Here is a 21,326-nt window from a genome sequence, read left to right as displayed (position 1 = left end):
TTATTAGTTCATCTTAAGTTGAAAAGCTACTGTTTTTTTATGTTTCGATGTGCTGGGCAAACCATGGGTAGGTCTAAAATTTTTGCCAACTATCAGCTTTTAGTCTTTTTCTAACGTTGAATCAAATCGCCGGATTCCGTCTAGTGAATTTGACAGGATGTTATTCGAACTCTTTTTTTTACTGATATGGAAAGTGTTTTGGATTTATGTTGCTGATAATGAGGTGATTTTACTTATACTGCTGATTTAGCATCTTATTAACTTATTATATGATTTCATTTTTTAGATATTTGCATATGGCTCTATTTATAACTATAGCTGACATATCTACCGATGATGATAGAACTAGAAATTTTGGCTTAATCGGCGCAGCTTTTGGATTGGGGTTTATTATAGGTCCGGTAGTAGGTGGTTTACTTGGACATTATGGAGCAAGAGTTCCCTTTTATTTCGCTGCTATATTATGCATGGTGAATTTTCTTTACGGCCTGCTTATACTACCAAAAAGTTTAGAAAAAGATAAACGTCGGTCATTTAACTGGAAACGTGCAAACCCTATTGGAGCAATTAATTTTTTGATAAAACAGTCAAAAATATCGAATTTCGTCATTGCTTTAATTTTGGTCTATGTTGCCCTCCACGCTGTACAAAGCAATTGGCATTTTTTTACTATGTATAAATTTAATTGGACGGAAAGAACTGTAGGTCTATCGCTTGGTTTTCTTGGTTTATTGCTTGGCCTAGTACAGGGAATTCTAATTAGATGGACAACTCCAAAATTAGGAGAACATAAAAGTGTATATTTTGGGTTGCTATTTTATGCATTAGGTTTAATGCTCTTTGCATTTACTAATCAAGGATGGATGATGTTTGTTTTTCTCGTTCCCTATTCCTTAGGTGGAATCTGCGGGCCCGCACTTCAATCAATAATCAGTAAAAATGTTCCTGCCAATGAACAGGGTGAACTGCAGGGAGCATTGTCAAGTTTAGTGAGCGCTACTTCTATTTTGGGGCCTCCAATTATGACAAACTTATTCTATTATTTCACTCATGATAAAGCACCATTTCAATTTTCAGGAGCACCATTTTTTCTAGCATCCATTTTAATGTTTATTAGTATAATTATTATATATTTTGCTTTTCGACAAAAAAGTGAAAAAAAAAGCTAAAGATTAAAAAAATGCAATAATAATCTCCAGTTTTTTGTTGCAATTCCAAGATTTCTATATATTAAAAAAAGAAGCTGTCTCAATACTAAAATTTGGGACGGTTTTTTTATTGGATTGAATTTTTATCAGATGCTAGCAATTTTAGGAAACGGGAAAAAATTACCTTTATGGAAGGCCGAGAAAGTATTAGTATTTTATGGATCAAGTATAAAACTTGGGGCGGCTAAATTTTCGGCGTTTTGCGATGGTGGCGTAGTTGAAACACAATCTTCGATTTACATAAAAGTTTACAATATATGGAAACCTCGAGTGCTTATTCCAATTGGTTTATTATTCTTGATGAACTTAGGTTACGGCGGATATTTACTCTTTTCCAAGCCAAAAGAGTGCAAGCTGCAACCAAAATACTTTAATCAGTAACAAACAAGAAAAAGAACTTAGTCTGTAACAAGTATCACATCCTAACATTTTCAAGTTATTGTTGAATTTTGCAGTTTCACCCGCCTGACGTAAAATACTTGTCCGCCGTAAGGCTTTTTACCTTCCAAGTTTGCTCAATATATTGTTCATTTCTTTAAATTGCTGTTCGTTGTTTGAAGCATAAATTAAGTCGTAATAATTGTCATTTTTCTGAATTGCAATTACATCGTTTTCGAGATTTCCGAAAAAGTCGATACCAATCCATTTTGAGAATGAAAAATCTCTTTTCTTAAAATTCTCTTCTATAATTTTAAGCTCTTCGTTATTTATGTTTGTAAATTCTTCTGAGCTAAATTGAAGCGCAAAAACTGCTTGCAGATTTGCCATTGCTTTTAAAAAATCAGTTAAAGAATTGGTTTCCTTACTCCATTCCTGTTCTTCGTAGCTCATATAAACTGGCGGATTGTCGAGATGCAAGTCATTTTTGTCAATTCCCCAAACACAAGCCCATTGGTTTTCGACGTAAAAAATCAGATAATCATTATTTTTAGAAAACCTTAATTTTTCGGGTTCAATAAGTCTGTCTTGGGTTTGATTAAGTTCTCTTATTTTCCCCAATTGTAGGTAATAATCAAACAGCATTTTGGGAATGCTGGTACAAATATTTTTAAATACAGAAATTTCATCTTCCGAAAAACCGTTATTTTCAGTGATATCAAAAAGTTGTTTTATTTCTTTAAACGCTGTCATTATATTTTTGAGTGTTTTGTGCTTAATGTACTGATTGTATTTCTGGCTTGGCGTTAGGGTGGGACTCCGCAGGATACTCACGCTTAAACATCAGTCCATCTAACGCAAGGCTCTTGTTAGCTGCCGTTATATATCAAGGTGCATTTTGTGGTCAAGGTAAATGTGAATTTCCGTTCCATTGATTTGTCAAAGTCATAGTAATTAATGTCTGGCACAAAACCAGTCCATTTAAGAATTTCAAGAATTAGGTCTGTTCCATCGTCTAAAAGTTCTTCAATTATAAGTCTATCCATACTTGAATTTATTTGGTCTGTCAATAATGGCAGCTAACGGTTCGGCGCTTTGCAGTTTCGCCCCACTATTGCAAAACCCTTGTTACCTGCAGCTTTTTGTTATTAGTTAGATTTTCATTTTGTCATTTAAACCCAAATAATATTTTTCAAGCATTTTTGTATTAATAATCCGTTCGTCTGTTTTATCATCATTTTTGTCTGTGTAAACAAGCCATTTATTGTATAATTCGTAGAATATTTTTGTTCCACTTTCTGTCAGGTCGTTATTTAAAAAGTTCATATGCAATATTCTGTCTTGTTTATCAAGTGGGTTTATTTTCAGAAGTCCTTTGTCATAACAAAACCGTAAAAACGTGATGTGTAAATTATATATTTTTGTAATGCTGTCTTGATAACTACTATTAACTTTAAAAAGATAAGAAATGTCAGTTACAAAGTCTTTTTGAAAGTATAAGTCATCATAAGTAGTAATAATGGCTTTCTCTAACAATTCAAAATTGTCATTATATTCAATTTGTATTAGTTTGTAATAGCCCCAATCGAAAGTTTTCTCTTCAATTGCATTTGGAAATATTTTTTTTAAATTTTCTGTTGAAATTAATAATAGTTTATTGTCAAAAAGAACTCCAATTCTTTTCCCATTTCTATATAAAACATAGTCACTAAACATTTTCTCAACCATTATGTTGCGAATACTTTTAGTTTTCTTATAAAATTCGTCTGCGTATTTTTTTGTTGTCATATTGGTTACTCAATGTTGTTGGTCAATAAAGTTACGGGTAACTTGCAGATTGGCGCAACTTTGTCGTTTTTATTTATTCACTGTCGTTTGCTACCGTTTTAAAATTAAGGTATTTTATGTTTCAATGGCAAACGCTGGGTTTCGTTTACGTTTCGTAAAAAAAGCGTTTTTTGCACTTCAGCCCGCCTGATGCAAAACCCTTGTTGGCGGTAGTGCTATTTTTCAATTCGTTTTTTCACAATTTCTAAAAGTTCGTCTTTTGTCATAAATGTATTTATAAAATCTTCCAGATTTCCTTCGTTAGTTACTTCTCTAAAAAATACTTCGTGGTCAGTTCCAAACAGAGTTGGGTTTTGTGGGTTTGGGTCTGTTAAACAGATGTAATAATTGTCTGGAAAACCATAACTATAAAATAGTTCAATAAAGTCTGGTGTTTTGTCGTTAGTTACTTTTATTATTTCACTTAAATCAGCTTCTTCTTCGTCGGTGAAATCAATATTCCATTCTTCAAAGTCGTCTGTTCCTTCTTTAAAAGGTGTAAAAAGTCTCGGTTGCCAAAATATTTGTCCGTAGCCTTCTTTTGTCAAACAAAAATATTTTTCTATAATTTTGTCATAAAGTGCTTGTTTGTCTCTGTTAAATAGTTCTTCGTTCTCATTGATAAACGCCCCAATTCCATAAATTGGTTCTGCTTGTTCGGCTGTTTGCCAAGGCGTGTCTTCTGGTTTTTGATAAAGTACAGTGTTAAAAGTTATGGAAAGAATATCTTCCGCTAATGAGTTTCCTTTAACGTTGTCAATATTTCCTCCAAGTTGTCTTATTTTTTCTAAAATTTCTGTTTTCATTTTGTGTTATTGTTAGTCAGGTTGCGGTCGGTCAAGCATTACCGCTAACGTTTCGGGGCTTTGCGATGGTGGAGTAGTCGAAGCACAAAAACTGAATTTATTAATAAAGCTTAATTGAAAAACTGCCGTTGAACTTTGCAGTTTCGCCCCACTATTGCAAAACCCTTGTTAGCCGTTCGCTTTTTTGTCCACCGAAATTTGGTTTTATATAATTGGTTCGTCATAAGCATCTCCTAATTTTTCGAAGTCTTCTTGTAGCCAATACCAATGCTTTCCTTTATTTGCGTATAAATTTTTCAATAGTTCAGTGAAATTTTTCGCAACAATTGCAGAGTCGCCTTGTAATGAATGAGTTTCGTAGAAGCTGTCATAACATTGTCCATTTCGTTCGTTTGTCAAGTCGATGCTGATATATTGGCTCATTTCATCAACTTTTGCTATCAAATACCATTCATTACAAACTTCGCCTTCAAGCTCTTCCCAAATAACATCATCTTTTGGGTATAAGTATTTATTTGTCGGAATAAACTCCTCTCTTCCTACAATCGTTATTCCGTATGGTTTGCTTTCAAACAATTTAATTCCGTCTGTCAATTCGTAAAATTCTTTTAAGTCGTCAGGAATATTTGTCGGTAAAGCAATTTCCTTGTTCGCTGGTCTGACCTCGCAGTTCTCGTCCTGCTTGATTAAGTTTATAAGTTCTGTTATATTCATAATTTCTAATTAGTTATTTTGGTCTAGGCGGTGTCGGTAAAGTGACGCACAACTTGCAGATTGGCGCAACTTTGTCGTTTTTAATTATTTACTGCCGTTTGTTGCCATTTTAAAATTAAGGTATTTTATGTTTCAATGGCAAACGATTTACAATTCGCTGAGTTTCGATTACGTTTCGTAAAAAAAGAGTTTTTTGCACTTCAACTCGCCATTACGCCAAACCCTTGTTATGTGCCGTTAAATTGGTCATTCCATTATTAAGGCATAAAACCTTTTGATTCTAGGTTACTATTTTCATAACCCGCTGGAGCAATATTAAGCTCATCTAAATAGATATGAAATTGATCTTCTACCTGATCTACTTCTAAAATCTGAAAATATTCTAATAGCCCTTCGGGCATTAACAAGGATAATAATTTACGTTCGGCAGCTTGCAAGTGTTCTCTAGTTTTTAAAAACACTAAACTAAGTATTTTTTCAATTCCCCCCCAAGAATTATGCTTAATCCAAAATTTATATCATATGAAGAAGAGAAAAGTGCCTTTAAACGCAAAAGAGCAGCTTTTTACAGTTGCTCTTCGTTCGGCGGAAAGGATTATCTTCGAACTCTCTACTAATTGATCTCAATTGGATTTTGAGTATATAGGTTTGAATTTTAGTACTTTATGTCTTGATTTTGTTTGGTTAGAATCCTCTAAGAACGGAACAAAAACAGCGATTTGCATATCCAAGACATGATATGAGAAAGTTTGCGGCAGATACTAATGAAGTCTATAAATTGGTCAATACTGCTTTCTGTGAAAGGAAATAGTTGAAAATCCAGATAGCTTGTAACTGCTGATCTGCATTTTCAACTATTTCTCAACCATTAAAATTTATTTATTCTGAATACAACGGATGTTTGCTCCAACCGGCTTTTGCAAAGTACTGGCTCCCATTCCGTCAACCAGATTTCTAAACACAAAAAAATCACCAAAAGTTGCATTAGTACTGGATTGACTGGATGCCCAGTAAACACCTTCTTTTCCGCGAAGTGATAAGCCGCCTTCTATTTGTTCCCGTCTTCCTGCCCCCGGAAATAATAAATTAATATCACCGCTCTTTTTACTCGTGAGTAGCATGGCGGCATCATAGCCAGGGAGATTGTCAAGTGAGGAGCCATCGCCCCAAGTGCCTTTTTGTGTCGCTACAGTTCGGCTCTTAAGTCTATTGAATTCTGTAATAGTAGGAATTCTTGATCCTGCAGAACAAGGATCATTTGCTGTAACTTTTACAGGTGCGGTTTCCGTTCCGCTGTTCCATGAATTGGCAGGAAGATAAAGATTGTTATTCCATCCTGCAATCACTCCATCTCCGCTGGTACTGGCATTAGCTACAATAGCCTGCTGCCCCCATTGGTAATAATCGCCATGTAATGCTTGTGTTGCTGTGTTCGCTAAATTGCCAGAGGCAGGGTTCATCATCGTAGCTCCAAGATTATAACGATCCCAGCGATAACCTCCTATTACAGCGTACAGTGCATCAGGCTGGTTTGCAGTACGGGTTTCGCCGTCAGCATTGACATATCGGTCACTGTTAAAACGTAATTTTAATGTGTACGAATAGCCGGGCTTCATCCCTAAGCCGCTATTTGTGAAGTTAAAATAGACTTCATAGGCATTTACATCATGACCAATCTTTATACTTCCAGGATTGATCAAAAGACTAACTTGATAATTTGTGCGTCCCTGTTGGTTTACCATTACGGTTTTTCCGGTTGTTGTTAAATTTTGCAATGGGAAATAATATGATGGCACAGCAACCCCTGTCCCTGGGATTACCTCTCCTGTACTCATATTGATAATTGGGGCATAGACTGTACCAGGAGTATAATCCATAGAACCATTTACTGGTACTTCGGAAACATAACCTCCCTTTTGGTAGCCAGCCTGACCGAATACACCTGTCTCATCGCTATCATCAACAAGAATATTCACTTTTGTAAACATATGTTTTAGGGGAGTAGTCAAAGGAGTTGGTATATTGTTGCCTAGAATGGTCACGTCCTTTTCCACGGCATACATATAGTCCCCTTCACTTTCTGTAGCCAAAGGATAATTCAATGTGAACCCGGATTCAGGGTCACTGGTCGGGTACATGTTTAGTAAATGATCGACTTCAGGCGGATCATTCACCGTTGATCCCAGCGAGAAAATAAAGAAGTTATATTTTTTTCCAACAATTAATTTATCACCAAAAAAAACCTGATTTGGATCAGAAGCATCACCAACAGCCTGGTCAACGTAAGTACCATCGGTGTTAAAAGCAACTACCCTATATTTTACCGCACCCCGTAAAGATAAGAGCTTGGTGTCAGCCTTACTGCCTGTAGAAGCTTTAAGTCTTGTACTCGAAGGAATATCTTCAGTGAGCTCTGCTGTAAGTGTGAAGGGACCGGATTTAATTTCTTTGGTTACGGATAATGGGGTGTTGGATTCCAAAGTGCCATTTTTTGTGGATGCCTTTGCCGTGGAGATGTTATCGCCCCCAAATTCTGATTCAATTAAGGTTAATTTTATACCTTTTTGGGAGGTGTCAACAGTGTTTTCACTTTTATCCTTAGTACATGAGATGACCGTTAGGAATAGAACGATGACGGTTATTTTCAGCTTTGCAAGCTGATAGAAGTTTTTCATAATTTGTTGTATAAGATTACATATTGTTACTAATTCCACCATTCACCTGACGGATCCTTGGTCTCCGATCCGCCATTTAACCATTCTTCCTCTTGGACGCCACTACCCCCACCAGGCTGGGCTGAGCCTGCAGAGCCTGCAGCCACACTTTGCTCCATCTTCAGATGCAATCGTTCGATTGCGGGTGAGATGTAAATTTTTTTTTGCTTTTCTTTTTTCATGTTTACTTTATCTGATAAATAATATAGACCGTTTGTTCACTAGATCCCGCAAAATGAAGAAATTGATAACACAGTATCTTGCCAGAGTGATCCTGTTGACGAGTGAGATTTTTTGCTTTCCATCAATGATGTTTTCTAGGTTTGTCTTTCGCTTAATATATGGCCTGATCTAGGATAGATAGTTATCCATTAGATCAATTATTCATTCCGGATACATTTTAATATATCTAATTGTAGAATGTTAAAGCAAAAATAAAGAAGAACACAAATACATTTACAACCAGACTATATCACATGTGTATCACATAAATATCTCAAATATTATTGGTCCATAAGCAGTGTTTGGCTACAGTAAGCTTTCCTCGAAATAAATTACTCTTATTTCTAATTTTAATTAAGCGTTTTTTTTCTAAATAGTATTTTATTTTTTTTATAGGACGGGAGTAGGGTAGTTTTTCTAATATTTAAACTGTTGATTAATTCGAATATTGCTGATTGCCTTGCGAATTCGAATTGTTATTCTGCGAATAATAAAACTTGAACGTTAAATCTACACAGGAAAAAAATTATACTTTATATTTAATTTTGTTTATCTCATAATAGTGAGATATTTTAAAGTAAAGCGACTGTGTGGGGTTTGTTCACTTTAAAAGTTACATCATGAAACAATTGTATAAAAACCTTTTATTATCTATTGACAAAGAAGAAAAGACTGCTTCCAGAAATAGGAAAAGTGTTATTTGCGAAGCATATCATATGTTATCTTTTCTACGGGAATTACTGACAGAAATTAAAGCTGAGGTTTTGGCAAAAGGATTTGTCAATGCTCAGGACGAAATCGTCTTTTTTAAATGTGTTAAGCCTCAGGTTTTGGGTAAACTTATTTATTACAATAAGTTTATCATTTTGGAGTCACATGCTTCTCAAACTGAAGAGCTTAAACAGCTGTATTATGCTGCCCAGCTTAAGCTTCTCAACAAAGAGTTTAAAAAGGATATTGGCGCCTCTGATTTTTATAAATATTACCGTTCCGGACGTATCGATAAGGATGAAACCTATTACAGGCTCGGTAATATTAACTTTTACGAGGGGTTGAACAGTTTCTTTTTTGAGATAGATGCAGAGTTTTCTACGCACTATGACTATAAGATCGCTAAAATAATCTCCTTTGATCTTTTGCATAATTATGTATGCTCTAAGCTAAGTAAGAGAGACGAATTCGGAAAGGATACAGTTGCTTCTATAGAAAACTCAGAATTTTCGTGGACCGATTCCAAAAATGCATTGATCGAATTGATTTACGCACTGCATATCTCAGGCAGTGTTTCACACGGTAGAGCAGGGATCAAAAAATCATAAATCCTTTGATATTAAAAGCTATTTCCAGATTCAGTTGGAGCATTTCCGGGAAGGAACCGTTTTTAAAACTTTGTCGACTGATAAGTGGGAAGATAGAAAGAAAGCTGAAGCCATTATACGATTGGTGGAACGATCAGGAAATGCTGTCGTAAAACAAGTTGAAACCAAACCAAGTATTATTCAGGCCCCGCTACTTTTTGATCTTACAGGTCTGCAGAAGGAAGCGAATAAAAAATTTGGCTATTCTGCGGAAAGAACACTGGAACTCGCTCAGAAACTGTACGAAAAGAAGTTTATCACCTATCCAAGGACAGGATCAAAGTACATTCCCGAGGATGTCTGGCCTGAAATACCGGGTTTAATATTGGCCCTAAACTCTCGTCAGTCCTGTAAAGAAGCTGTAGAAAAAGTGAAGTGGGAACGGTATAATAAACATATTTTGAATAGTTTAAAAGTAACCGACCATCACGGTATTTTGATTACAGAGAATGTTCCAACAGTGTTGGATGGCCAGGAAAATGCCCTGTACAATATGATTGCAAAGCGGTTGCTTGAAGCTGTATCTTCGGCCTGCCACCGTGAGATCACAGATATTACGTTATCGGTTTCGGATTATGACTTTACCCTGAAAGCTGTTAAAATAACCTCCGGAGGCTGGAAACTAATCAATGGAGATTTTGAGCAGGAGGGAGATGATCTGGTTAATGACCTTCCAGGAATGGACTTAGGTAATTTTCGAGCTCCTGATAGCTGGTTGGTATAGTGAATATGTCCGCATACTTTTTGTTCAGCAATTCAATTGCATGTGGAAAAGTGCAGTATTTACCGTTTTCATAGATCTTTAAGAACCATATGATTGCTGCCAATAAGATAATTGGGGACTCAACAAAAAAGTCGCCCTGCTTCTGGATCCATGTTTTGTTGAGATTGAGCATTATGGTGTATGATGCTTCATAGGCATCAGAAATGTCGGTCATGAATTTCGGATTCAGTGGGTTACAACGGTGGCTTTTACGGGGATTATCAAAGTTAATGACATAAAATTTAGGTTTAATCTTGTAATTGTCACTGTGCCGCAGGAGGTGATTATAAGCGATCAGCAAAAGATCATCGAACTTGAAATCATAGATATACATGGAGAACCCTTTCTCGATGTGCTGCTTGATATAATTATTGACAATGGCGTAGCTTTTACCACTTCCTGGAGTTCCCAAAACCATGGATGCACGAAATACATTCACTACCGAAATCCAGCCATCATTCCATTTTTCATCATAGTAAAATTTTGTTGGAAGGTTGACCGAAAACTCATTTTCGATAAGCCTGGTTTCCTGCATAAAACTTTCGTTTTCATTATTGAAAGGATCATCCATTAATCTGTTCTTAAGCAGTCTGCTCATCCATAAACCGGCAACCATAAGCAGGATAAAGCCTACAGAAGTTGTGAGTATGTATAGTAAATTGGAAATTTTAAGAATAGGGAAATTTAGAAAGTAAAGTAATGAACCTGATACAAGGCAGGTATTAATGTTTTTCCATTTGATTTTCTCGTTCTTAACACCCTTTGTACAAAGACAACTTAACGCCAATAAGATCAATGCAAACAGCTTACTGTATAAAGAGTTACTAAAAAGACCGGATGTTCTCTGAAAATTCTTTAAAATCCTTTCCAAAACTTCAAGTGTCCATCCCAGTCCATAAAAAATAGAATAGCAGAACCAATAGAAATTCATCAAAACCAAAAGGATGCTCACGGCTCTCATAAAGGCCATTATTTTTGCGAGTCCTCTCAAATCATCTTCTTGCATAGCTGAGAATTTTCAGCATAGATATTGAGCGAAGCGCCATTTTTTTGTTTTAGGGTTATTACGTGAATAGTTTTACCTATTATATCTTAATCTGACGTACTGATATTTTGAAAAATTGATTGAATAGTTTCAAAAATATTTCTATTTTGTGAGGAGGTATTGAGTAAAAATAGTAGGGGCCCAGAACAGGTATGGATGACATAATAGGGAAATCGGAAAGTCCTTTTGATAAACAAACTTTTCGAATTACTTTCAAATCGAAGGATTACCAGGTTGTTTTATTAAAAACAGATCTTAAAAAGAATCAAACGGAAATTAGCGTTCTGCTTGATGGTTCTGTGCAGAAAATGATCAAAAAAAATAATAAGTGGTGCTTTGATCACGGTAAGGATGAGGAACTTGCAAATGACATTTGGAGAGCAATTTCACTTCGTTATCGAATTTTTACTTAAGAAATACGATGCTTTCAAAGTTTTTAAATTTTCGTAAAGTTGGGATAGGTTTGGAGCCAAATGCTGAATAAGATAATATGACTGGCTCACCTTCTCTTTTTTAAAGGTTATGGAAATTATGATAATTTGCTACATTTACAGAATAACGCACCCATCTAAAAGTGCATTTACAAGTAAAGCTAGGTTGAGGGTAAGGCAGAAGTAAATTATAATATAGTTAAGGATGGTAAAGAAATGAACTTTTATCTGGCTTCTAATATCATTGTTGAGTTAAAAGCTGGAGTGAATTATTTGTTTCGTGTAGAAATAAAAGAAAATAACAATTTATCAAATGAAAATAGTAATTTTAAGTCTAATTGTATTAAACTTCACCTTAATTAGTTGTCAAAACAAAAATGATAATAACAGTAAAGTTTTAAACAAAGCAAACAGCCAACATCCAAATCATGAAAATAAAAATTCTTTGATTACTAAAAAAGATTTAGATTTAATCGATCTTCAATTTGGAAAAAACATCGAAGATTTTTTAATTGGAACGGGCTTATTACCAATAGTGAATGAGTGGTCTACAAACATGGATTATGAAGAATATTTTTTTCCGAAAAACAAGAAAATAAATGTTCTAATAGCTGGAAATATAATAGACTTTAATAAATCTGATGCCAAAATTTTTTATTTCAAAGAGAGTAAAAAAGTTTGGTTGTGTGATATTGAGCTATTTAATCAAGCTAATAATACTAAAGTTATTGCTGATATAACAAACAAACTGAATTCAAAACCTAGTTTTTATAATAAAACCATAAATACTCCAGAACACCCTATAACAATTAATGAAAATGGAGAGCCAGAAACAGATCATATTGAAAAAACAGTTCAAGTCTTGAAAAACAAATCAAATACAGTAACTTATTTTATTATTGACGAAAATAACGTTACTAAGAATGAAAAAAAATTAAGAATTCTTATGTTGCATAGAAACTCCTCTAAGTACAAAGAATATTTAGACGGTTTGTCGTCTTGGGGATATAAAGAATAATACTATGATGTGGAACTCAGAGACATCGTTTCACTTTCTTTAACTGTAAGAGAAGTCTTTAATTTTGAACTCCCGTTCAATCTTTCAAGATATGAAATAAAAATGTCGGAAGAATAAATCTTCCGACAAGTTTTATTCAGCTCCCTAAATTCAAGATCTTCCCGGTCATATTTGTACTTTATAAATTCTGCAACATGGGAGCGGGCGGTAGTATAGCGCTCATAAGTACCATATGAATACTCTTCCTTCTTCACAAGGGCCAGCATTTCATCATTGTGCAATTGGAACTCTTCAAGTACCTTTACTTTTGATACATTCCTGCCTCTTACAAAATCAATGAGTTTCTGAGCCGTAATGGTCTGGTCATTATTGATGACGTCGGTCCGGTAGTTAGAAATACGATTGGATAAAGAATCCAAAAAGTAATTCAGTGATTTGGCATCTTCCTTACTGCCGGAAGCCCGTTCTGATTTTTGATTCCAACGGGCAACGTCCCATTTACGTTTTGTTGACACCTCTTTTGGGATACCATCAACGGTAATCCTTAAATACACTACTCTTAAACTTTCTTTTTTTTCAGGTGTTTTCAAGAAGAACATTACACCAAAACTGTTTTCAAGCATAATCCAAATTTTATTAAGTTAAAGTTCGAAATATGTTGCTCTTTGGTCAAGTCGTTAATGTGGTTTACGTATTGATTTACAGTACTTTAAATCACTTTTTGTGGCAGTTCTTTTTTTTGACTTGTAAAACTGCCACAAATCTTCCACAAAAATTAGGAGTTTTTTTTTGAAAATTTTGCGATTCCAAAACCCACAAAAAAAGCCTGTAATTCTTAAAAATTACAGGCTTTAAAGCTTTTTTGACGATTTTGAAAGCTTTATGCTTTCTTGTTAGCAGAGAGGAAGGGATTCGAATTTTATTCGATTTTAGCCCTTTTAGAGGTATTTTTCCGATTGCCAATGAAACGTTTTGCCACGATTCTGCCACAATCTTCGTTTACAGGCTCCAAACTGCATTTTTTATGTCTTGGCGGAAAGGGAGGGATTCGTAACCTCAAACAAAAAACATACTGCAAATCAGTTGTTTGAAAATAGAGACAAGACAAACTCTGACAAAACTCTGCCACTTTTAAAAAATGATGGTATATTTGAGAATATGGAATTCAAATATACTACTCCCGAGATTAAAAGAGGAGGGGATGTCACAAAAGTACCTAAAGGCAGTACCAAGAAAAAGGAGCAAGCGAAGAAAGTATGGTATATTAGTTTTCAGGCTTTTAATCCGTCTTCCAATTCAATGGAAAGAAAGCGCTTATCTGGAGATATCAACAGAATAAAAGATCCTGATGATAAAGAAGAGGCCGCCCAAGAACTTTGCGAAACTTATAAACGTCTTTTAGAAGGAGGATGGAATCCTTTTGATGAAACTGGGAACGAAAAGCTCCGCAAGAGCGTGGTAAACCTATCTATGAATGAAGCGGTAAATGCTTTTATTGAGCATCATCAAACTAAAGGAAGTCGAAAAAAGACAATTCAATCTTATGCCTCTAAACTCGCTTTCATCGCAAATTATTTCAATGAAAAGAAGGTGTGCGATATACAGGATAATGAAATAGTTAAGTTTATGAACGAAGTTTCTAGTTCAAACAAGTGGGCTCCAAAAACATTCAATAATGCCAAAGGTATATATTATGGGCTGTATGAGTTTTTGAAATTGGAAAAGTATGTAAGTGAGAATCTTTTCGCATCAATTAAAACTAAGTTTGTCCCCAAGACTGAAAGCCATAAAGTGTTTACAGATGAGGACTTTAAAATAATAATGGAAGCTGTAAACAAAAACAAAATGCTTGCTCTATTCACTAGATCGGTTTATTACACCTGTATACGCCCAGGCGAGCTGATGCAGTTGAAACGCAAGCATTTTGACTTAGATAAGAATCAAATTCTTGTGCCGTCATATATAAGCAAGAATAAGAAGGATGGATTTGTCCATATAACAGACGACTACAAAGCGCTTTTAGAGCAATTTCGTGACATTGATGGTGAATACCATCTTTTCTGTAATGACGAACATCTTTACGGTACCATTCCATTTCATCCAAATAGACCTTATAAAAGACTCATAGCTATTTTAAAGAAGCTTGGTTTAGATAAAAAAGGCTATACTCTCTATAGCTTTAAACACTTTAGTAACGTAAAGAAATTTTTATCAGGATGGACAGTTGCAGAAATAATGAAAGCAAATAGACATGCTTCCATTGAGGAAACTGAGACTTATCTAAAAGACTTACTGGAATTTGTTGATATAACAAAGAAACCAATACCAACCATTTAAAATATAGGGTGAGTCAGTTTTAGAGGATTTCTAGACTATTACGACTCACCCTCTTGTAATTATGAAAGATAATAAACAACTGCAAGGATATTCACCTACTCAATTCAAAATGAATCTAGGGTACATTAAAAATATCCTTTACAAATACCACAAAATATCAGAAACCCTTAATTCGCAGAAACCGCCAGACAGTTACCCAACCTTTATGGAAGAAGTCGAGCGGATAAGCGAGGACGACGATGCGCAGATAAGTATTCTTAGGGACGTCGTCACGAACCAATTTGTCAAATTTGACGGCGACAATAATTCTACACAGGTGTTGGAAATTATTAATCTTGACAACCTAAACAGCACCGAGCGAATTGCAGTTCAAACTTTGGCCGTTATCGTCTATCAGTATTGTATCCATGACTACCAATACTACTTTGCACGCCACGTAGGAGAAAATATGTCGGACAAAGGCGCAAATGATCATGATGAAATTTTTCTAAGAAGAGCTTACGACTTATTAAAGGATCTGAAAAACCTGTTACTATTTAGAGAGGAGGGATTTAACAACAACAAAATCACGATCGACAAAACTGAACAGCGTGATATTGGACAAGGGAAAATGAAAAGCTATTTAGTAAAGGAAAATCAAGTGGAGATTCAAGATCCTTATATAATGAGAAAGATATCGGATATACTTATAGATGAGCTGTTCGATGATATCTTACATATCCCCAATGCCTACATAGACTCGTTGAAATTTACATCGTTTACTACTGAATCCATCAGCTATGGATTTGTAAATCAAGAGTTCGAAAAAATCCGTCCGTCAGTGGAAAAAGCAACCAAGGGGAAACAGCCGAGTAAGAAAGCTGTTTTTAAGGGTTTGATCAGCAAGCTCGTGAGACAATACGTCAAGGACGAAAAATTAACATTCAATGAAAAAGAACTGGACGAGCGGGAAAGCCAATTGCTTGCCTATATGCTATTGAGCTGGTTTGGATTTATTTCCATCGATCTCGTTAATAGCCATAAGGACAGGGATAGCCGAATTAAATATATGGACTCGCTTCCCGAATGGATTGATGTCCCAATTCTGCCCAATAGGATGAATCTTATTTCTAAAGAGGAGTTCCCCTTAAAAATTTTACTCACTCTTAATCAGTTCCCAGTGATTCAATAAAAAAATAGCAAAAAGTGCTGGTGCACAATTTGGCTTTCTTTGTCTCAACAAACAAGGGAAGTTGTTTAACCATGAGCGTTAATGCCCTTGTTTGATAAAACAGACAGGGGCATTTAATTTAGATATGCCCTGTCATAATTGTAAATCTTATGGCATATAAAAAAAATGCTAGCAAATTGGCGTCAGCTATTCGAAGTAATGAAAACCCAGCAGATCAAAAGACCGTCCTAACACATGAAAATGTATTCCGCACGGTGGACGAAAAACGTACTTTTATTAGAGACTTTGAAGCACTAGCGGGGTACAAACGTGAAAGGATAGGTTTATTGATTAATAAATTAAATATCAGTGCTAGAATCCAATTAAACGAAGTCTCTGAAACTGATGATAATGGGAACGAATCCATTGATTTGAAGGTCTATCCAAGCCAACGTGGAGCAATGCCAAGAGGTTATAAAATTCCATCTATTGAACTTGTAAAGCGATTGGTCGATCACGTTTACAGCCCTAGCAATGGTGGGTTTAACATCGAATTGGAGAAATTGGTGAAAATATGTAAGGAAGCAGAAAGACCAAAACGCAAACGACCAGCAAAAATTAAAAGCTCCGACACAGATTCGTCTAAATCAAAAGATTCAGGTACCAGCTCAAATCACTAATTGAATTAACTTAAATCTTGGGGAATAAGGCGCCAATTTTCCAAGATTTAACTAAAAAATATCACTATGCGTTATCATCCGCTATACATACCAAAAGAAATAAAATCCATTAAGGATATAAAGCTATCTGACCTCATATCACAAATTCCATCGGACTGTATATTTAACAAGAATATTGCAGGTATCGGCGCAACCTATCTTGAGATCATGAACAGGCTTCGGAACTCTATAATAATAGTACCATATGTACCTGTTATAAATGGTAAAGTAAAATTTCATAAACAATCCCAAAAAATTCGGGGAGTGACGGATAAAGTTGATGTCAAAATGATCGTCAACTACTTAAAAAACGAAAACATTTATCCCAAGAAACTAATGACGACACCAGAGTCATTTTACAAGATAATCGATGCAATGGATTTACTCGGGATAGATGTCTACAATGATTATTTTCTCATGTTCGACGAATGTGATAGAATAACCACAGATGTCGATTTCAGATCCTCAATAGTCAACCCAATGAACGAATTCTTTAAATTCAAGAACAAAGCATTTGTTTCTGCAACAGCGTTACAACCAAGTGACCCCCGTTTTAGAGACTTTACTTTTTACGAACTTGTCCCTAAATGCAAATACTCACAGCCTCTTAAACTGATTGCAACAAACAATCCACCCGAGGTTTTAAAGGCAGAAATTGAAAAAATCTTTGCGGATGATAGTTGTGCACAGATCTTTGTGTTCTTCAATACTATACATGGTATCCTGACTTTCATTGAAAAGAATAATCTTGCCGACGATTCAGCTGTTTTTTGCTCTAAAATTAATGCGGATCGAATAAAGTCAAAGACTGGACTGCAACTGAATATGTATGATAATATTGATGAGAAATCTCTAAAGCGCATAAACTTCCTGACATCTAGATTCTATACAGCAGTCGATATATTTGCAGACAGTTCACCACATGTATTTATTCTCTCTGATCCTCGTTGGTTTCCCCATACTATGGTCGATCTATACAGAGACGTTGCGCAAATAGGTGGAAGGATAAGAAACTTTGTCCTCAAATCATTTACCTTTATTTCTAGTCATACCAAGAGAAATTTTTACAGATCGGAAGAGGATGCTAGGGAATATTTACGGCTAAACAAATTTGCTTTCAAACAGATACGAGACATGAAAAACACTTCAATATTTGAAGAAAGCAAAGAGCTGATAGATGATATACTGAGACGTACGCCGTATGCGACATTTATGCTAAACGAACACAAACAAAATTACTTCATGATAGACAATTACCTATTGAAGAACCTTGTGACATCCTATTATACGACATCGAATAACTGGTTCAGGGAGTTTCAATCTGCCGAGTTGAAAAAAACTTTTGATGTCACGTTCTTTATATCAAATGCGGATAAGTTAAGTCATTATCCAAGAAGCCTGAATTTAGACCGTCATTCCACAACAGTAGAAAAAGTAATCGAGCAGATACTAAGTGCGGATGAAATGGATAATGATGCCGAAAAGCTGGAAATGCTCTCCGATCTTGAGGAAAATTATCCCGTAATTTGCGAAGGCTATAAAATTCTCGGCAAAGAACGACTCCTGAAATGCAAGAAGTCGGAGAAGAGAATTCTAAAAGAGATCATTCTCCATAGACAGGAAAGAGGAGTCTATGAAAACTTTGATTTTCTAAATGAACTGGAGCTAACATTGACAGTAGGGCAATTCTATCCAGAGGAAAAATTAAGAAGTATTGTATCAGATCTTATCAATAAGTATGATTTAGCTAAGACTCTTCAATATATAAAATTTTTGAAGCGGTTCTATATACTTAAAAGGACGACCAAAAAGCTGAAGGTCGGCGAATCAAAGAAAACAGGTTATCAAATATCAGAAAAGATCTTATAACCGACTTTTTATAGGAACAATTTTTGGGGGTATATATAATACCTTCAAAAGTTGTTCCCAATTATCTGCGAAATTTTACCCATTTAAAAAATTAGTTGACGCCAAATACCACATATGCACTTTTAAGACGTTCTTTTAAATGGTAGATTTCCCGCAACATCCTGACGCAAATTTAAAAAATATTAGGACGCATTGACGTACCCCAAAAGTCCAGACATTTGTGAAAATTCCTTCTAACCCCCAAATTTTCCCGCACCACGCGCATCTAAGTTTAATAAATGATCAACGTGCTTCATACAGAAGCCCTTTAAGACTATTTTGTTAGATCGGCCTAAACGACAACTACCTAATTTTATGACACTTAATTGAATTGGTAAAATTCTAAAGCCGTTATCAAAGCCACTACATCTTATAAGTTCAATTCAAACCCTTCGGTGACATTATAATGACTTTTCCATCCAAAAATTTTTGATTTTAATAAATTATATAATTTTTTAAAATATGAATTTCTGATACCCCCCTAGGTCTATACTTTAGGGTACGCACAGCCTATCCATCAACGATCCCCCTCCAACTATCCTGAGCAGATTCATTTTATTAACAAACTTTTTATGTCATGGAAAAACCAGTTGAAATCTTTAAAGTATCAGAGATTAAAATCCAATATTTACCCGATTTTAAGCTCTCAGAACGACCAATTATTACAAAATCATCAGATGCCTATAAATTGTTGCTATCGCAATGGGACACAGGAATAATGCAATTTTTGGAAGAGTTTAAAATCATACTCCTGAACAACGCTAACCATGTTTTGGGTATAGTCAATATTGCAATGGGAGGGAAAGACGCAGTTATGGTCGATATGCGGGTAATTTTTTCAATTGCACTTACAGCATCTGCAAGCAAAATTATCTTAGCACATAATCATCCATCAGGCAAACTTATTCCAAGCTCGGCTGACCGTCTGGTTACCAATAAGACTTTGGAAGCGGGCAAAGTCTTGGATATCGAGGTGTGTGATCATATTATCCTCACTCCACATTCATACTTAAGTATGAAAGACAACGGAGACTTCTAACCATTTAAAATATAAGATTATGAAAACTAAAAAATCATTCGGAGCGCCGCTAATGTCCATAATTGGATGGGTAATAGCGATCACAGTATTTGTTGTTGCTATGCAAATTGTTATAAAAGTGGTCAGTGCAGTACTATCGTTTATCTTTATTGTGATGCTTGCAGTTTTTACAATTGGCTTTATTGTGCTGACGATAAACTCAGTATTAAGGCGATCGTAACAAACATATCAGAGAATCCATAACATCTTCGCTTGAAACTACTGACGGTTTCCGCTTGATGTGATGGATTCTTTTCGTTTTACTGGATTGATAACAGTTTATTGAATATATTTGCACAAAGACATATTGAAGAAATAAAGCGTTAGCTTAAAGTTCTTGTGAAAGAAGAAAACCTGAGAAATTTTCGAATTACACAGCAAGGACAGAAAGGGTAACGTTCTGCGCTATATATTAGCGTGGGGCGTACCTATCTGTTTGTTTGTGTAAGGCCTTCTCAGGTGCCTCTTCCGGCAATCAGCTCTAGGTTACGTCCCACGCTTTTGTATTATTAACCAGCCGAATAGGGACAGATCGGTTCCAAAACTCTATTAGATTTTATGAAAAGATTTATTTGGTTAGCCCCATTGTTAACCATAGTACTTAGCCTTTCGATTGTTTCCTGTAAAAAGGAACAGGAGCAACAAATTCCAGAGAAAAAACAGCTAAGAGTTAAGGTCGAAAACCTTGACATAAAAGTGCTCGGAGAATTTTCCTTTATGGACGAGAATCAAAATCATTTTAAAGAAAGCTCTCTTAGTTTAGGTCAAGGGGAATCTAAATATTTTGACATACCTAAAAATGCAGTAGCTATCACCTTTTACTTGAATAATATGAATCCGATGTCTACATCTTCTAAAGAAAGAAAGGAATTTAAAGTGAAGTTCACTATCTCCGATTATAACGGCAAAACCTATCACGAAAATACAGAAGTTAGTCAACCCGTGTATGAATTAAGAAGTGGTCAACTATTTTATACCCCAAATTCTAAGATTGTGTGGGGGCCAGCTTTAGATAACTTTTATAAATAAAAAGCAGTAATGGAAAATATAGGCTTTTCGGAGATTGTTTCAAACATCGATCTCAAAGAATTACATTGGATCGGAATAATTGCCTTGTGCATTGGTTTTCTATGGACTTTTGGAGGTATTGTTGTGTTGATTTTCGAACAGAAAACTAATGGATTTCAGCACCTAATATTGGGATTAGTAATCCTTAGTATACTTTTTTACTTTAGGTATCAGCGATCTCGGAATCAATTAATTGCTAAAGCAAACAATGAGCGAAGATTAATACAAATGCAAGAAGAAAAAGAGCGTCTAGAGCAGATTGAAAAGCAACATGACAATTGTAATATTGAACTAGCTGAACTTAAAGCTATAGAGTTCTTGGATAGAAACCAATTTCACATAATAGAACGAATTTCTAGACATTTATCAGATAATTTAGGGTGCAAAGTTGAATATGTTTTCCGTGTCAAGAAAAGAGTATATAATGGGTACTCTTATGTACCAGGCGATAAAATGTATCAAGCATCATTGACACTCGACAAATTCTCTGGAAACTACGAGTTCACCGACGGAGAGCTTTATGACCCTATAGGAAAAACAGTGCAACAGCTATTAAAATGACCTCGCTTCAAGAATAGAATC

General features: G+C 35.3%; 23 protein-coding genes and 1 pseudogene. 14 read left to right on the top strand and 10 right to left on the bottom strand.

Annotated elements, in window-relative coordinates:
- Positions 1 to 296 precede the first annotated feature (296 nt).
- Both B4G94_RS04730 and B4G94_RS04725 read left to right on the top strand, forming a co-directional pair.
- A complete protein-coding gene (locus tag B4G94_RS04730; protein ID WP_286857459.1) occupies positions 297 to 1,169 on the top strand; it encodes an MFS transporter in 873 nt (290 codons plus the stop codon).
- A 129-nt stretch (positions 1,170 to 1,298) separates the two neighbouring features.
- Complete coding sequence (locus tag B4G94_RS04725) at positions 1,299 to 1,589, top strand: hypothetical protein (RefSeq protein WP_286857457.1); 291 nt, start codon at positions 1,299 to 1,301, stop codon at positions 1,587 to 1,589.
- Between the two features lie 117 nt (positions 1,590 to 1,706).
- Here B4G94_RS04725 and B4G94_RS04720 read toward each other — a convergent pair whose 3' ends face one another.
- From B4G94_RS04720 to B4G94_RS04685, 8 genes are all read right to left on the bottom strand, one after another.
- Positions 1,707 to 2,339, bottom strand: coding sequence for a hypothetical protein (locus B4G94_RS04720; protein ID WP_286857456.1), 633 nt, complete (start codon positions 2,337 to 2,339; stop codon positions 1,707 to 1,709).
- Between the two features lie 116 nt (positions 2,340 to 2,455).
- A complete protein-coding gene (locus B4G94_RS04715) occupies positions 2,456 to 2,632 on the bottom strand; it encodes a hypothetical protein (RefSeq protein WP_286857455.1) in 177 nt (58 codons plus the stop codon).
- A 106-nt stretch (positions 2,633 to 2,738) separates the two neighbouring features.
- A complete protein-coding gene (locus tag B4G94_RS04710) occupies positions 2,739 to 3,374 on the bottom strand; it encodes a hypothetical protein (RefSeq protein ID WP_286857453.1) in 636 nt (211 codons plus the stop codon).
- Between the two features lie 215 nt (positions 3,375 to 3,589).
- Complete coding sequence (locus tag B4G94_RS04705) at positions 3,590 to 4,219, bottom strand: hypothetical protein (RefSeq protein WP_286857451.1); 630 nt, start codon at positions 4,217 to 4,219, stop codon at positions 3,590 to 3,592.
- 204 nt (positions 4,220 to 4,423) lie between these two features.
- Positions 4,424 to 4,933 (bottom strand): SMI1/KNR4 family protein, encoded by a 510-nt coding sequence (locus tag B4G94_RS04700; protein ID WP_108634471.1) that lies wholly within the window; start codon positions 4,931 to 4,933, stop codon positions 4,424 to 4,426.
- Positions 4,934 to 5,190: 257 nt separating this feature from the next.
- On the bottom strand, positions 5,191 to 5,394 hold the full coding sequence (locus B4G94_RS04695; protein WP_286857450.1) for a hypothetical protein: 204 nt from the start codon (positions 5,392 to 5,394) through the stop codon (positions 5,191 to 5,193).
- Between the two features lie 414 nt (positions 5,395 to 5,808).
- Complete coding sequence (locus tag B4G94_RS04690; RefSeq protein ID WP_286857447.1) at positions 5,809 to 7,608, bottom strand: hypothetical protein; 1,800 nt, start codon at positions 7,606 to 7,608, stop codon at positions 5,809 to 5,811.
- A gap of 29 nt (positions 7,609 to 7,637) precedes the next feature.
- Positions 7,638 to 7,766, bottom strand: a complete 129-nt coding sequence (locus B4G94_RS04685; protein ID WP_286857446.1) for a hypothetical protein — start codon at positions 7,764 to 7,766, stop codon at positions 7,638 to 7,640.
- Between the two features lie 723 nt (positions 7,767 to 8,489).
- Here B4G94_RS04685 and B4G94_RS04680 point away from each other — a divergent pair.
- Both B4G94_RS04680 and B4G94_RS04675 read left to right on the top strand, forming a co-directional pair.
- Positions 8,490 to 9,188, top strand: coding sequence for an RteC domain-containing protein (locus B4G94_RS04680; RefSeq protein ID WP_286857443.1), 699 nt, complete (start codon positions 8,490 to 8,492; stop codon positions 9,186 to 9,188).
- Complete coding sequence (locus B4G94_RS04675) at positions 9,151 to 9,951, top strand: DNA topoisomerase (RefSeq protein WP_286857441.1); 801 nt, start codon at positions 9,151 to 9,153, stop codon at positions 9,949 to 9,951. Before B4G94_RS04680 ends, B4G94_RS04675 begins: the two co-directional genes overlap by 38 nt.
- Here the strand turns inward: B4G94_RS04675 and B4G94_RS04670 are convergent.
- Positions 9,899 to 10,996, bottom strand: a pseudogene (locus B4G94_RS04670) (YWFCY domain-containing protein); the annotation flags it as partial. The gene B4G94_RS04675 and the pseudogene B4G94_RS04670 overlap by 53 nt on opposite strands.
- Positions 10,997 to 11,187: 191 nt before the next feature.
- Here B4G94_RS04670 and B4G94_RS04665 point away from each other — a divergent pair.
- Positions 11,188 to 11,448 carry a hypothetical protein gene (locus tag B4G94_RS04665; RefSeq protein WP_286857439.1) on the top strand — a complete coding sequence of 87 codons (261 nt, stop codon included), beginning with the start codon at positions 11,188 to 11,190 and terminating at the stop codon, positions 11,446 to 11,448.
- Positions 11,449 to 11,779: 331 nt separating this feature from the next.
- Positions 11,780 to 12,484 (top strand): hypothetical protein, encoded by a 705-nt coding sequence (locus B4G94_RS04660; protein WP_286857436.1) that lies wholly within the window; start codon positions 11,780 to 11,782, stop codon positions 12,482 to 12,484.
- A 2-nt stretch (positions 12,485 to 12,486) separates the two neighbouring features.
- Here B4G94_RS04660 and B4G94_RS04655 read toward each other — a convergent pair whose 3' ends face one another.
- Entirely contained in the window at positions 12,487 to 13,107 is a 621-nt protein-coding gene (locus tag B4G94_RS04655) for an Arm DNA-binding domain-containing protein (protein WP_286857433.1), read from the bottom strand.
- 406 nt (positions 13,108 to 13,513) lie between these two features.
- Here B4G94_RS04655 and B4G94_RS04650 point away from each other — a divergent pair, with 406 nt between their 5' ends.
- From B4G94_RS04650 to B4G94_RS04615, 8 genes are all read left to right on the top strand, one after another.
- Positions 13,514 to 14,821 (top strand): tyrosine-type recombinase/integrase, encoded by a 1,308-nt coding sequence (locus B4G94_RS04650; protein ID WP_286857431.1) that lies wholly within the window; start codon positions 13,514 to 13,516, stop codon positions 14,819 to 14,821.
- 61 nt (positions 14,822 to 14,882) lie between these two features.
- Complete coding sequence (locus B4G94_RS04645) at positions 14,883 to 15,992, top strand: hypothetical protein (RefSeq protein WP_286857429.1); 1,110 nt, start codon at positions 14,883 to 14,885, stop codon at positions 15,990 to 15,992.
- A 149-nt stretch (positions 15,993 to 16,141) separates the two neighbouring features.
- On the top strand, positions 16,142 to 16,651 hold the full coding sequence (locus tag B4G94_RS04640; protein ID WP_286857420.1) for a hypothetical protein: 510 nt from the start codon (positions 16,142 to 16,144) through the stop codon (positions 16,649 to 16,651).
- A 66-nt stretch (positions 16,652 to 16,717) separates the two neighbouring features.
- Positions 16,718 to 18,559: a hypothetical protein gene (locus tag B4G94_RS04635; RefSeq protein WP_286857418.1), complete on the top strand. Its 1,842-nt coding sequence runs from the start codon at positions 16,718 to 16,720 to the stop codon at positions 18,557 to 18,559.
- A 616-nt stretch (positions 18,560 to 19,175) separates the two neighbouring features.
- Entirely contained in the window at positions 19,176 to 19,637 is a 462-nt protein-coding gene (locus B4G94_RS04630) for a JAB domain-containing protein (protein WP_286857416.1), read from the top strand.
- 19 nt (positions 19,638 to 19,656) lie between these two features.
- Positions 19,657 to 19,857 carry a hypothetical protein gene (locus B4G94_RS04625; RefSeq protein WP_286857414.1) on the top strand — a complete coding sequence of 67 codons (201 nt, stop codon included), beginning with the start codon at positions 19,657 to 19,659 and terminating at the stop codon, positions 19,855 to 19,857.
- Positions 19,858 to 20,234: 377 nt separating this feature from the next.
- Positions 20,235 to 20,705, top strand: a complete 471-nt coding sequence (locus tag B4G94_RS04620; RefSeq protein WP_286857412.1) for a hypothetical protein — start codon at positions 20,235 to 20,237, stop codon at positions 20,703 to 20,705.
- A gap of 9 nt (positions 20,706 to 20,714) precedes the next feature.
- Positions 20,715 to 21,305 (top strand): hypothetical protein, encoded by a 591-nt coding sequence (locus B4G94_RS04615; RefSeq protein ID WP_286857411.1) that lies wholly within the window; start codon positions 20,715 to 20,717, stop codon positions 21,303 to 21,305.
- Positions 21,306 to 21,326: the final 21 nt, after the last annotated feature.

Origin of the sequence: Sphingobacterium sp. UBA7625, assembly GCF_002484085.1 — a bacterium.
In the GTDB taxonomy this organism is placed as follows: domain Bacteria; phylum Bacteroidota; class Bacteroidia; order Sphingobacteriales; family Sphingobacteriaceae; genus Sphingobacterium; species Sphingobacterium athyrii.
The sequence above is the reverse complement of the archived record's forward strand: the minus strand, read 5'-3'. Positions and strand labels throughout refer to the sequence as shown.